Source organism: Acidobacteriota bacterium, assembly GCA_009861545.1.
Classification (GTDB): Bacteria; Acidobacteriota; Vicinamibacteria; order Vicinamibacterales; family UBA8438; genus WTFV01.
In genome coordinates this window covers 1-11,624 of sequence record VXME01000019.1, presented here as the reverse complement: position 1 = coordinate 11,624, position 11,624 = coordinate 1, and the positions used below count along the sequence as shown (strand labels likewise).

General features: G+C 69.5%; 13 protein-coding genes. 4 read left to right on the top strand and 9 right to left on the bottom strand.

Features of this window, described 5'->3' with window-relative positions:
* Positions 1 to 56 precede the first annotated feature (56 nt).
* The 4 genes from F4X11_02910 to F4X11_02895 are packed head-to-tail and all read right to left on the bottom strand — an operon-like array spanning position 57 to position 3,174.
* Positions 57 to 407 (bottom strand): hypothetical protein, encoded by a 351-nt coding sequence (locus tag F4X11_02910; GenBank protein MYN63966.1) that lies wholly within the window; start codon positions 405 to 407, stop codon positions 57 to 59.
* Complete coding sequence (locus F4X11_02905; GenBank protein ID MYN63965.1) at positions 404 to 2,560, bottom strand: thioredoxin domain-containing protein; 2,157 nt, start codon at positions 2,558 to 2,560, stop codon at positions 404 to 406. The genes F4X11_02910 and F4X11_02905 overlap by 4 nt, the downstream gene beginning before the upstream one ends.
* A gap of 3 nt (positions 2,561 to 2,563) precedes the next feature.
* Positions 2,564 to 2,956 (bottom strand): type II toxin-antitoxin system VapC family toxin, encoded by a 393-nt coding sequence (locus F4X11_02900; protein ID MYN63964.1) that lies wholly within the window; start codon positions 2,954 to 2,956, stop codon positions 2,564 to 2,566.
* Positions 2,953 to 3,174, bottom strand: a complete 222-nt coding sequence (locus tag F4X11_02895) for a type II toxin-antitoxin system Phd/YefM family antitoxin (protein ID MYN63963.1) — start codon at positions 3,172 to 3,174, stop codon at positions 2,953 to 2,955. Before F4X11_02895 ends, F4X11_02900 begins: the two co-directional genes overlap by 4 nt.
* On the opposite strand from F4X11_02895, the gene F4X11_02890 reads away from it, so the two are divergent.
* On the top strand, positions 3,101 to 3,343 hold the full coding sequence (locus F4X11_02890) for a DUF3018 family protein (GenBank protein ID MYN63962.1): 243 nt from the start codon (positions 3,101 to 3,103) through the stop codon (positions 3,341 to 3,343). The two genes, F4X11_02895 and F4X11_02890, sit on opposite strands and share 74 nt — an antisense overlap.
* On the opposite strand, the gene F4X11_02885 is transcribed toward F4X11_02890, so the two are convergent.
* The 4 genes from F4X11_02885 to F4X11_02870 all read right to left on the bottom strand — a co-directional run bounded on the left by F4X11_02885 (position 3,301) and on the right by F4X11_02870 (position 7,926).
* Positions 3,301 to 4,674 carry a DUF1552 domain-containing protein gene (locus tag F4X11_02885; GenBank protein ID MYN63961.1) on the bottom strand — a complete coding sequence of 458 codons (1,374 nt, stop codon included), beginning with the start codon at positions 4,672 to 4,674 and terminating at the stop codon, positions 3,301 to 3,303. The two genes, F4X11_02890 and F4X11_02885, sit on opposite strands and share 43 nt — an antisense overlap.
* Before the next feature lie 2 nt (positions 4,675 to 4,676).
* On the bottom strand, positions 4,677 to 7,130 hold the full coding sequence (locus F4X11_02880; protein ID MYN63960.1) for a DUF1592 domain-containing protein: 2,454 nt from the start codon (positions 7,128 to 7,130) through the stop codon (positions 4,677 to 4,679).
* Positions 7,131 to 7,243: 113 nt separating this feature from the next.
* On the bottom strand, positions 7,244 to 7,729 hold the full coding sequence (locus F4X11_02875) for a hypothetical protein (protein MYN63959.1): 486 nt from the start codon (positions 7,727 to 7,729) through the stop codon (positions 7,244 to 7,246).
* A complete protein-coding gene (locus tag F4X11_02870; protein ID MYN63958.1) occupies positions 7,726 to 7,926 on the bottom strand; it encodes a hypothetical protein in 201 nt (66 codons plus the stop codon). The genes F4X11_02875 and F4X11_02870 overlap by 4 nt, the downstream gene beginning before the upstream one ends.
* Positions 7,927 to 8,096: 170 nt before the next feature.
* Between F4X11_02870 and F4X11_02865 the strand changes: the two genes are divergently transcribed.
* From F4X11_02865 to F4X11_02855, 3 genes are read left to right on the top strand one after another with little or no spacing between them, the layout of a single operon-like run.
* Positions 8,097 to 8,942, top strand: coding sequence for a carboxypeptidase regulatory-like domain-containing protein (locus F4X11_02865; protein MYN63957.1), 846 nt, complete (start codon positions 8,097 to 8,099; stop codon positions 8,940 to 8,942).
* A complete protein-coding gene (locus tag F4X11_02860) occupies positions 8,867 to 9,685 on the top strand; it encodes a hypothetical protein (protein MYN63956.1) in 819 nt (272 codons plus the stop codon). Before F4X11_02865 ends, F4X11_02860 begins: the two co-directional genes overlap by 76 nt.
* On the top strand, positions 9,582 to 10,415 hold the full coding sequence (locus F4X11_02855) for a TetR/AcrR family transcriptional regulator (protein ID MYN63955.1): 834 nt from the start codon (positions 9,582 to 9,584) through the stop codon (positions 10,413 to 10,415). The genes F4X11_02860 and F4X11_02855 overlap by 104 nt, the downstream gene beginning before the upstream one ends.
* 45 nt (positions 10,416 to 10,460) lie before the next feature.
* Here the strand turns inward: F4X11_02855 and pheA are convergent, their stop codons facing one another.
* Positions 10,461 to 11,285: a prephenate dehydratase gene (gene pheA, locus F4X11_02850; protein ID MYN63954.1), complete on the bottom strand. Its 825-nt coding sequence runs from the start codon at positions 11,283 to 11,285 to the stop codon at positions 10,461 to 10,463.
* Positions 11,286 to 11,624 lie beyond the last annotated feature (339 nt).

Sequence of the window (11,624 nt, the reverse complement as noted above, 5' to 3'; positions counted from 1 at the left end):
AATACGACGCGGCGTCAACCGCGAAGCACCTGCGACCGCGCGCGCGCCGCCGGCGATCAGTTCGGCAGGGAGCTGCCCCGCACGTTGGCGAGGACACGGGTGATGGTGGCGGTGAGGGTGTCGACGTCGCCCTCGAAGGGGCCCGCCACGACCGCCCCGCTCGGGATCTCGATGGCGATCGCGATTCCGCCGTCGACCGGCGTCACGATCCAACTGAAGCCGCGCAGCGCGACCGAGCGCTCGTCCGCGTCCGGGTTCTGCACCTGGTCGAACGCGCCGAGCGTCAGCTCGAGCACGCGGCGGACGTCGTCGTCCGCCCACGCCGTGGGCTCGGGCCCCTCGAAGTCGACGTCGGTCTCGACGACGTCCTCCTTGCCCTTGAGCAGAACCTCCACCTTGAACGTCATCCCCGGATCCTCGCAAGCTGTTCGTCCAGCCGCGCCGGATCGGTGACCGGCTCCCGGCAGGTAAAGTTCGTGCAGACGTACGCCGTGGGGCGACCGTCGATTTCTCTGAGGGCGCCGATGAAGGGCAATCGCTCTGCCAGACGGGCCTGCCCGTCGCCCGGCGTCACGCGCAGCCGCACCGCGAACGGGAGGTAGCGCGCCGCCACCACCCGCTCGAGCGCGTGGGTCTCGGGCGCGTCGGGCTCCCCGACGATCACGATCTGCGTGGCCGGGGCGTGATAGCGGACGAGCGCCGCCATCATCAGAGGTACGGTGCGGGCGGCCTGCCCGAGCCGCGTCCCGAACCGGCCGAGCGTCTTCTCCACCCTGGCCGCCGCGTCCGGGTCGTCCCGCAGGTGCATCAGCGTCAGGAGGTTCTCGACCGCCACCGAGCTGGCGGCCGGCTCCGCCCCGTCGTACTCCTCCTTGACCCGCAGGAGCACGGAGGGATCCTCGCCGGTGGTCGCGAACCAGCCGCCGCCTTCGGCGTCCCAGAAGAGCGCGTCCTGGCGAGCCTGCAGCTCGAGCGCCCAGTCGAGCCACGCGGGGTCGCCCGCGGTCTGGAACAGCTCCAGCAACCCCCAGACCAGATACGCGTAGTCCTCGGCATAGCCGTCGATGGACACCGCGCCGTCGCGGGCGCGCCGCCGCAGGATACGCAGATCGGGGTCCCACAGCCGTTCCCGTGCGAACGTCGCCGCCCGGGTCGCGGCTTGGAGGCTCCGCTCGGCCGCCGCGCCGTCCAGCACGTGCGCGGCCCGCGCCAGGGCCGCGATCATCAGGCCGTTCCAGGCCGCGAGCACCTTGTCGTCGAGATGCGGACGGGGCCGCTTCTCGCGCGCGTCGAACAGCGTCTTCCGCGCCGCGCCCAGCGTCGCCGCGACGTCGTCCGCGGTGCGGCCGGTCAGCTTCGCGATCTCGCCGACGTCCTGCTGAAGGAACGGGATGTTCTTGCCCGTGAACTCCCCCATCGGGTCCTGCGGCGCGTTGCCCCCGGCCTGGATCCCCAGCCGCCGCTTCGCCGCCTCCGCGTCGGCGCCGAGCAGCTCGTCGACCTCGGTGTCCGTCCAGAGATAGAAGGCGCCCTCGGACTTCGCGGCCTCTGTTCCCGCCGCCTCCGGCGGCAGGCTGTCGGCGTCCTCGGCGGAATAGAAGGCGCCCTCCGGACTGGTCATGTCGCGCCGCACGTACTCGATGGTGTCCTCGGCCACCTGCAACAGCGCGCCGGCGCCGGCCGCCTGTCCGGCCTCCAGGTACGCCAGCACCAGTTGGGCCTGGTCGTAGAGCATCTTCTCGAAGTGCGGCACGCGCCAGGCGGCGTCGACCGAGTAGCGGTGGAAACCGCCGCCGATATGGTCGCGCATGCCCCCGCTCGCCATCGCCTCGAGGGTGGCGACGGCGATGCGGCGGGCGTTGAGGTCGCCGCCGCGCGCCGATTCCCGCAGCAGGAAGAGCAGCTCGGCCGGCCGGGGGAACTTCGGCGCCCCGCCGAAGCCGCCGTGCCGCGTGTCGAAGGAGGACGCGAACTGCTGCACACCGGCCGTCAGGGCGTCGACTCCGGCGATCGCCGCGGGGGAACCGGAAGCGCCCGCGACGGCGCCCGCCGACGGCGCCTGCATCCCGCGCAACCGTTCGAGCAACGCGTCGGCCGACTGCGCCAGCTCGCCGCGGCTGGAGGTCCAGCGCGCCGCGACCTCGCGCAGCACGTCCGGGAATCCCGCCCGTCCCCAGCGCGAGTCCGGCGGAAAATACGTGCCCCCGAAGAACGGCTTCAGTTCCGGTGTCAGCCAGACGCTCATCGGCCAGCCGCCGGAGCCGGTCGTGGCCTGCACGAAAGCCATGTAGACCCGGTCGACGTCGGGGCGCTCCTCCCGGTCCACCTTGATCGACACGAAGTGCTCGTTGAGCAGCGCGGCGATGCCGGCATGCTCGAACGACTCGTGCTCCATGACGTGGCACCAGTGGCAGGTCGAGTAGCCGATCGAAAGGAAGATCGGCTTGTCCTCGCGGCGCGCGCGCTCGAACGCCTCGTCGCCCCAGGGATACCAGTCCACGGGGTTCCCGGCGTGCTGTTGCAGGTAGGGGCTCGGCTCACCGGCGAGACGGTTGGGCATCGCTCACACCCAGCGGGTCGCCACGTCGTACGCGGCGAACACAGCGTCACGGCTCACGAGCACGGCATCCAGAGACCGGGCCTGCACGATGAACAACCGGTCGAACGGATCACGGTGGTGCTGCGGCAGGGCGACGGAGGCGATCATGTCATCGACCTGAGGAACGGCCAGCTTGACGCCGGTGGCCGCGAGAAGCTCGTTCTTCCATGACGCCACGTCGTCGATCTCGATTCTGCCCTTCCGTGCCAGCAGCGCGACCTCCCAGAAAGCGGCAGTCGATACCAGCACACGCCCCGAGCGGCTTGCCACGTCCAGATCGCCGACAAGCGCCGGCGGCATCGCCGGACCGATCTGCCAGTGGATGATGGCGTGGGTATCGAGCAGGAACCTCGTCACACGTGTCCATCCCAATCATCCAGCGGCAGAAACGCTTCGTCATCAGCCACCCGCAGACGGGGCGTGATCGTCATGCGCCCGCGCCAGTCCGGATGACCGGCCGGCAGAATCCGCGCTACCTCCGTGCCGTTCCTGACGATGATGATGGGCTCGCCTCGGCTAGCTCTATCGACCAGGTCGAACAGGTTACGCCGCAGCCGGGTGATCGTCACAGTCACCGTACATGATCATTTCTGGAATGTACGCGTACGTCAACGCCTTGCGTTCCGCAGAACCGCAGCCTTTCGTGCCGAGGCTCACCGCCAATCGGGCGCCGTGGCCGGGAGCGCGCAGGAACAGGACGATCAAGCGTTCATCGACGCGATTTCGGACCGTGGACAGGCGTGACCCGCGGCGAAGTCTGGACCGTGTCCGGCGCCGGCTACGCGGGCAAGCCACGTCCGGCCGTCACGACCAGTGAGAGTCCCGGTGCTCTGGCCGAACGCGTCGGTCTCCACCCCCATACCCTGCAGCAACGTCACGAACAGGTTGCACAGCGGGGCGTTGTGCTCGCCCTCGTGCACGATGTGCTGCCCGTGCGCGAAGCCGCCCCCGGCGAGCAGGATCGGCAGGTCGACCGGCGTGTGCGCGTTGGCGTTGCCGAGGTTGCTGCCGAACAGGACCGCGGTCTTGTCGAGCAGCGAGCCGCTGGCGTCGCCGCGCGCCTGCAGGTCGGTCAGCAGGTCGCCGAAGGCCCGGACGATCTCGGTCTCGACCCGCTTCAACTGCGCGATCTTCGTCTCGTCCTGACCGTGGTGCGACAGGTTGTGCTGATCGACGCTCACGCCCTGGACCTGCGGCACGGCGCCGTGGTCGTGGATCATCATGCTGACCACGCGCGACGAATCCGTCTCGATGATCAACGGAATCATGCGCAACTGCAGCCGGATGCGGCCGATGAGGTCGGCGGGGTCCGGGATGTCGGTCGGCGGCTCCTCGTCGACCGCCGGTTTCGGCCGGTCGAGCCACGCCTGCACCTCGGTGAGCTCCTGCTCGGCCGCCCGCACCGCGTCGAAGTAGGCGTCCAGCTTGCGCTGGTCGGCCGCGCTGACGCGCCGGCGCAGCGTCGCGGTCTGCGACTTCAGGCGATCGAGGATGCTGCCGCCGTCGTTGAGGCTCTGCGCCTCGCGCTCGACCTCCTCCGGCGTGCCCTGCAGGAACAGCCGCTTGAACAGGTTGGCCGGACTGGTCTCGGCCGGCACCATCGCGCCGCTCGTGGTGAAGGACTGGCTCTGCGGACTCAGCGTCCCGAGCACCACGGACGGGAAGCGGGTCACGTAGCCGAGGTGGTCCGCCGCCGCCTGGTCGAGCGACACCGTGTTGCGGAAGCCGTCGAGCCCGGGACGCCGCGCCGCGGTCAGCCAGGTAATCTCGGAGTTGTGCGGCTGGCGGCCGCTCTGCTCCTCGTGCGAGAAGCCGGAGAACAGCGTGTACCGCGAGCGGTGCTCGTCGATGAGGCGCAGGTACTCGGTCGCCTCGTAGCCGGCGCCGGCGGTCCGCGGGAACCACGACGACGAATAGAGTCCCAGCGTGCTGCAGACGGTCACCAGCCGCCGCGGCGCCTCGACGGCGGCGGCGCGGGCCAGCGCCGGCGCCATCGATTCGAGCAGCGGCAACCCCAGGGCCACGCCGGAGGCCCGCAGGAACGTGCGCCGATCGAGAGGTCGCGTGAGAGTCATCGCTAGCGGCTCCTGAAGAGATCGCTCTGCACGACCTCGTGAATCATGGTCCGAATCGGATAACCGTCGTCGTCGATCCGTGCGACGACCCGCTCCACCGTGTCGCGGTCGGCGAACTCGATCTCGGCGCCGGTGGCATACGCCAGGAACTGCGAGGTCAGGTGGCGGGCCACCTGCTCGACGTCGTTCTTCAGCATCAGGCGCTTGTATTCCTCGATGCCGGCAAAGGCCTCGCCCGCCGGGGTGACCCCGCTGGCGTCGACCGCCGGGCCGTCGACGTACGGGAGGGGCACCGTGAAGTCGCCGAACGTCGTCTCGCCGCCGGCGGCCCGGTAGCGCGTCCGGAACCCGCCGATCGGATCGAACGCCTCCAGCGCGAATCCGGGCGGGTCGATCCGGCGGTGGCAATTCGCGCAGACCGGATTCGCACGATGCGCCGTCAGCAACTCACGGATCGTCGTCGTGCCCCGCGTATCGGGCTCCAGCCCCTCGATGCCGGGCGGCGGCGGGGCCGGGGGCTTCCCGAGCAGGTTCGCCAGCACGAAGTTGCCGCGCGGGACCGGCGAAGTCGTCGTCCCGTTCGCCGTCACCTTCAGCACGCTGGCCTGCGTCAGCAACCCGCCGCGGGGACTGTCCGCCGGCAGGGAGACACGGCGCATCTGCTGCCCGGCGACCTCCTGCAGGCCGTAGTGCTGCGCAAGGCGGCGGTTGACGAAGGTGAAGTCGGCGTCGATCAGGTGATCCACGCCGCGGTTCTCCGCGATCAGCTCGGCGAGGAACAATTCGGTCTCCTGCGCCATCGCCTGTCCGAGCCGGTCGTCGTACTCGGGGTAGAGCCCGGCGTCCGGGCTGGTCGCCCGCAGCTCGTAGAGCCGGAAGGCCTGACCGGCGAAGTCCCGCACGAAACGCGCCGACCGGGCATCGTCGAGCATCCGGTCGACCTGCGCCGCGAGCGCCCCCAGATCCGAGAGCCGGCCCGCGCGCGCCGCCGCGAGCAGCTCGTCGTCCGGCATGCTGCGCCACAGGAAGTACGACAGGCGCGAGGCCAGGGCGAAGTCGTCGAGCGTCCCCGCGTCACCCGCCTGGAACAGGAAGGCGGGCGCGCTGAGAACGGCGCGCAACGGCACCCGGACCGCCTCGACGAAAGGCCGCCCGTCCTCGAGCAGCGGCGCGGCGAGGCTGGCGTACGACTCCAGCTCGCCGGGGGCCAGCGGCCGGCGGAACGCGCGGGGTGCGAAATCGGCCACGACGTCGAGGACGTGCTGGTAGGGCGTCTTCGTCAGGAGAATCTCGCCCGCGTCGTCGAACTCTACGCCCGCGAGGAGCTGCAGCGTGCTTGCCGGCGGCCAGACGTCCGAGTCGAGGAGCGGCCCCTCGATGGTCAGCGTCCGGAACGCGATGCCCTCTCCGGGATAGTCCTTCATGCCGCCGTAGCCCTTGGAGGGATCGCCATCGACCGGCTGCAGGGAAGACTCGGCCCCCGGCGGCACGTCGAGATCGGCGACCGAGAGCCCGATCAGGTCGCCCGGACGCAGGTACGGCGTGAGCTCGACGGCCCGCGGCCCCTCCAGGTCGAAGACGCCGATCAGCTCGTCGAGCGACGCCGCCACGCCCGCCATCTTCCCGCGGTACACGGTCGCCGTGACCGGCGTCTCCGCCTGGTACGGATAGGCGTCCACGGTGACGCGGTAGCGGCCCGGGGCCGACGCCACGAATCCCTCCGTGCCGCTGTGGAACGTGTAGGTCGAGCCGAAGTCGAAGAACGCGACGAAGGCGTCGTCCACCTTCTTGACGATGCCGAGGCCCAGGGCCTCCGCGTGCTCGATGAACGGCAGGTACTGCGAGTCGACGTACTCGATTCGGTGCTCGACCGGATCCGGGCGCGGCCCCGTGCGGAGCGCCGCGTCCAGGGCCCGGTCGGCCGCCTCGAGGTAGGCCCGCACGTGCAGCGGCGACATGCTCTGGTTGGCCGCCACCGTATCGAAGCCGCCGGAATCGGCCTCGGCCGGCAGCGTCTGGGACAGGTCCAGGCCGACCGCCTCGTCGACGTGCAGCAGGTCCGCAATGGTGTAGGCGTACTCGAGCCGCGTGAGGCGCCGCAGCGGGGTGCGCAGGCCGTTGCGGGCGGTGAGGTTGCCGTCGACGAGGGCCTGCTTCAGCGACCCGAGCGCCGTCTCCACCACCGCCGGATCGGGCTGCCGGGCGGTGCGGGGCGGCATCTCGCCGTCGTGCACCCGCTCGTAGATGCGCTCCCAGGCGCCGAACGTCTCGCGGTTGCTCAGGTCATAGCCGAGGCTGCCGATGTCGAGCGGCGTCACCGTCCGCGCGCCGTGACACGCGAGACAGGAGGTCTCGACCAGCGGCCTCACGTCCGCCTCGAACGACTGGGCGGCGGCGGCGGCCGGCACCAGTCCCGCGAGCAGAAGCGCCAGACAGAATGTGCGACTTCGGTTCATGCCTGCTCCCCTACCACGTACGCTCCGGCGGTCGACGAAACCAGAGTCGCGGCGACATGTAAGCAAACGCTCACGTACGGTAACAGTCTCGGCGCCGTGCGGGCAAGCCGCACTCACGGCTCCCGACTCTGCTCTTCGAGCAGTGCCTCGAGCTCCGCCAGCGCGGCCAGATCCTTGGGCCGTCCCATCGCTCGTTTCAGTCGAATCAACTGCTCGAGAGTGACCACCGCAATCTCGGTACCGAAGACCCGGATCCTGTGGGTGTGGGGGAGCAGGTCCGCGTAGCCGCCGCCGCCGGTCACGTCGCCGAGCAGGTCGAGGTCGCCCAGCGTGGTAGTCAACGTGAAGTTCAGTCCTCGGGCCAGAGTCGCGACGTCGAGCACGAACGGCAGTCCCGGCGGCGCTCCCCGCAATCTCGGCAGGAGCGGTTCGAGGGCGCTCGCGAGGCGAGCAAGATTCTCCTCGTCGCGGGCGTAAGCGATGTCGAGGTCCACCGTGGTCCGCGGCGAGCCCAGAATGGTGCCGGCGAACCCACCGATCAGCACGAACCGGACGTCGGCGGCGCCCAGGCGGCGAATCAGCCCTTCGAAGTCCGTCACGGGGCCTGTTGCCGGCGGGCGGCTTCTCGAAGCGCTTCGGTAAATCGGAGGGCGGAGATCATGTTGCGCACTCTCTCGTCGACCGAACGGCGTAACTGCTCGCGGATCAGGCTGCGATCGACATCTCGCTTGTACAGCTCGATGACCGGATCCGGCTCCAGATCGGCCAGCGCGAGTCGTTCACTTCCGTGCTGCATCGTCCGCCCCCGCAGGACCATTCTGACCAGATGGCCCGTTTGCCGCAAGCGCCCCCTCGTGCCGCTCCGCGGCACACGAGATTGTCGGGGTTGCGCCCTCTTGTCGCGGGTGTGATACTCACGTGCCGAGAAGTGAGTATTCGCTCACGTACTTTAGCGAGGAGGCGAACATGCGACTGCGGCGGAGGGGAACATCGATTTCTCTGGTTTCGGTGCTGCTGCTGGCCGGCGCCGCCGCGGCGCCGGTCACGGCGCATGCCCAGGACCAGGCCGGCATCACGGGAAGGGTCGTCGACGAGACCGAGGCGGCGCTACCCGGCGTGACGGTCGAGGCGCGCAGCCCCGCCCTGATCGAGCAGGTACGCACGGTCTTCACGGACAGCGCGGGCAACTACCGTTTCATCACGCTGCCGCCGGGCGCCTACTCCGTAACGTTCACGCTCCCGGGATTCCGGCGCGTCGTGCGCGAAGGCGTCGTGCTGACGGGCGCCTTCGTGGCGCCGGTCGACGCGCGGCTCGAGGTCGGCGGACTCGAGGAGACGGTGATGGTCACCGGCGTGGCTCCGCTGGTCGACGTCGTGAGCAACCGTCAGCAGACGGTGCTGACCACCGAGGAGATCAACACGCTGCCCGGCTCGGCCAACGTGCTGACCGCCATGCAGTACGTGCCGGGGGTGCAGGGAAACTGGAACAGCGAGTCACTGGGCGCGGTCATCCACGGATCGGACGGCCCGGACAGCCAGCCCCACGTCGACGGCATCAAGAGCGGCATGCAGCTCGGCTCCCGCAACTCGTTCGTGGGCGGCATCGGCCTGCTGACGGACGAGGGATCGGGCCCTCCTTCAACCCGAACTTCGGCACGCCGACCAGCGCCGTCACCCTGGACCCGGACGCCCCCCGCACCCACAACTGGGAGTACTCCGGCGGCATCGAGCGGCAATTGGCGGACGGCTGGTCCATCAGCGGGATGTGGCACCGCCGGAGCTACTCCGGCTTCCGCTGGCGGGACAACCTGAACCTGGAGGCGAGCGACTGGGCCCCGGTGACGTTCACCGCGCCGAACCACGGGACCCTGCCGAACGGCGGCGGCGAGCAGATAGCCGTGTACGAGTTCGCCGACCCCGACTTCGCCTACTCGACGGGCGAGCAACTGATGACCCTGGCCCCGGACGACTGGCGGACCTGGAACGGGTTCGAGGTCATCGTCGACGGCCGGCTGCCGCGCGGCGGCTTCATGAACGCGAGCTTCACCGCAGGCGCGAACCAACAGTCCTTCTGCACCTCTGGGCGCCTGGACAACCCGAACGGCCTGCGGTACTGCGAATGGAGCGAGCCCTACCGGCCCATGGGCAAGCTGTTCGGCGCGGTGCCGTTGCCCTTCGACACGATGATCTCCGGCCTCTTCCAGATGTTCTCGGGAGGACACCGCGAGGCAAGATGGCGCCTCGACGCGGCCGATATCGGCCGTCCCCTCATCAACCCCGATGCAGACGGAACGACGAACGTGGAGCTGATCGAGCCGGGCACGCAGTTCTACGACGCCACCACCACGCTGCTGGTGCGCTTCATCAAGGACGTCAACGTCGGCGCATCCCGGTTGCGGCTGTTCATGACCGCCAGCAACATCTTCAACAAGGCCGCGGTCACGGCCCGGAATCAGTTCTTCGGCGGGGGCGGCGTGTTCAGCCCCGACTACGACCGGCCGACCGTCATCCAGGACGGCCGCGCGCTGTCGTTCGGCACGCAGTGGCAGTTCTAGGAGCTTGCTACACTCTCATGCCGTGAGCACGTTACCTGCAGACTCCACCGCCACGCTCGCAACGAGTGAATCGGGTGCGGCACGCCGCAAGCGATTGCCCGGGACCGAGCGACGGGCGCAGCTCATCGAGGTCGCGATATCGATCTTTGGGCAGCGGGGCTTCCGCGGCGCCACCACCCGGGCCATCGCCGACGCCGCGGGGATCAGCGAGGCCACCATCTTCCGGCACTTCCCTTCGAAGGAAGATCTGTACATCGCCGCCTTCCGGCAGCGCACCGGCGTCGGCACGGAGCAGTTCGTCACCATGCTGGAGGACCTCGCCGACAGGCGCGAGGACGAAGAGCTGTTGCGGGCCGTTGGCAGGGCGATGCTCATGGGGTACCAGCAGGACCGTGACCTGCACCGCATGCTGATGTACGCGTGGCTCGACCAGGACGAGTCGGCCAACCGGCACATGTGGGAGCAGGTGCGGAAGTCCCCGCTCTTCGAGTTCCTGGAGCGGTACATCGCTCGCCGCCAGGCGGAAGGCGTTTTTCTGCAGGGTGACCCGATGCTGCTCTCCGGCGCGCTGCTGGCCGCGCCCGTACAGCACGCCATTCACACCAAGCTGTACCGCGTCGGCCCCGACGCACGCGACGAGGAAGTCGTCGAGCTCTACGCGCGGTTCCTGCTGGACGGGCTGCGCGGTGCGGGCTCGGGCACGTCGTCCGAACCGGGTGTCTCGAACTGACCGGTAGTCCGCGCCGCTGCACGGCGCCGACGCGGACGAGCCCTGCTATGCCTCGGGCTCTCTCCACGCCCGGTACGACCCCAGCGTCCGCAGCGACGGTGCGAACTCGGCCAGGTGCATCAGCGCCCTCGCGCAGCGCAGGTCGTTGCGGTTCGCGGCGACGTCGGCGTAGAAGAGGTATTCGAAGGGCTTGTCCGGAATCGGCCGCGATTCCAGCTTGGCCAGGTCGATGTCGCGCAGCGCGAAGACGCTCAGCGCCTTGAACAGCGCGCCCGGACCGTTGGACACCGTGAAGACGATAGTGGTCTTGTCGGGCGTGCCGAGCGGCGCCGGATCGCGGCTGACGATCAGGAACCGCGTGCAGTTGTCCGCGAAGTCCTGGACGCCGGTCCTGAGGATGGTGAGCCCGAACACCTCGGCCGCCCGCTCGGAGGCGATGGCGGCGCAGCCGTCGAGGTCCTGCTCCTTGATCATCTTGGCGCTGCCGGCGGTGTCGTAGGTGGGCGCCATCTCCACCCCATCGAGGGTGCGCAGGAAGCGCTCGCACTGCGCCAACCCCTGCGGATGCGAATAGACCTTGCGCACGTCCTCCAGGCGCGTCCCCTCCCGGACGAGCAGGTGGTGCACGATGGGCTGCTTGACCTCGGCGACGATCGGCAGCTCGTGCTCGAGGAGCAGGTCGTAGTTGCGGTGGATGCTGCCCCCGATGGTGTTCTCGATGGGCAGGATGCCGTGCGTCGCCTCCCCCTTGGCGACGGCGTTGAACACGTCGTCGAAAGACGGCCGCGGCAACGGATCGGCGTTGGGGTTGAAGCGCAGGGCGGCGGCTTCGCTGTAGGCCCCCGGCTCCCCCTGATAGGCGATGCGCATGGTCGACTTCCTAGAAGCGAATGGCCAGCCCGGTGGACGCGCGCCAGAAGGAGATGTCCTCGGTGAGGAAATCGGCGAAGCCGAGACTGTCAGGTGCGCGGATCGTGTCGAGATCCTCCTCGGTCACGCTGCGCACGTAGCGCAGGTCCACGCGGATGCCGACGCTGCCGCTCAGGAACCCCAGGATCCCGCCCCCGAGGTCCAGCCCGAGGCCTCCGGTGCGCGCGGTGGCGCCGTTGCCGAGGACCTCCTTCCGGAGCCAGCCCAGGCCGCCGACCAGGTAGGGGCGAAACCGGCCGAACGGGAATCCGAGCACGGCATTGCCCATCAGCATCGTCA

Bases quoted from the DNA above. Each gene is read 5' to 3' on its own strand.
- F4X11_02910 (MYN63966.1), bottom strand. From the start codon at position 407: ATGACGTTCAAGGTGGAGGTTCTGCTCAAGGGCAAGGAGGACGTCGTC.
- F4X11_02905 (MYN63965.1), bottom strand. From the start codon at position 2,560: ATGCCCAACCGTCTCGCCGGTGAGCCGAGCCCCTACCTGCAACAGCAC.
- F4X11_02890 (MYN63962.1), top strand. From the start codon at position 3,101: ATGGGCTCGCCTCGGCTAGCTCTATCGACCAGGTCGAACAGGTTACGC.
- F4X11_02885 (MYN63961.1), bottom strand. From the start codon at position 4,674: ATGACTCTCACGCGACCTCTCGATCGGCGCACGTTCCTGCGGGCCTCC.
- F4X11_02880 (MYN63960.1), bottom strand. From the start codon at position 7,130: ATGAACCGAAGTCGCACATTCTGTCTGGCGCTTCTGCTCGCGGGACTG.
- F4X11_02870 (MYN63958.1), bottom strand. From the start codon at position 7,926: ATGCAGCACGGAAGTGAACGACTCGCGCTGGCCGATCTGGAGCCGGAT.
- F4X11_02865 (MYN63957.1), top strand. From the start codon at position 8,097: ATGCGACTGCGGCGGAGGGGAACATCGATTTCTCTGGTTTCGGTGCTG.
- pheA (MYN63954.1), bottom strand. From the start codon at position 11,285: ATGCGCATCGCCTATCAGGGGGAGCCGGGGGCCTACAGCGAAGCCGCC.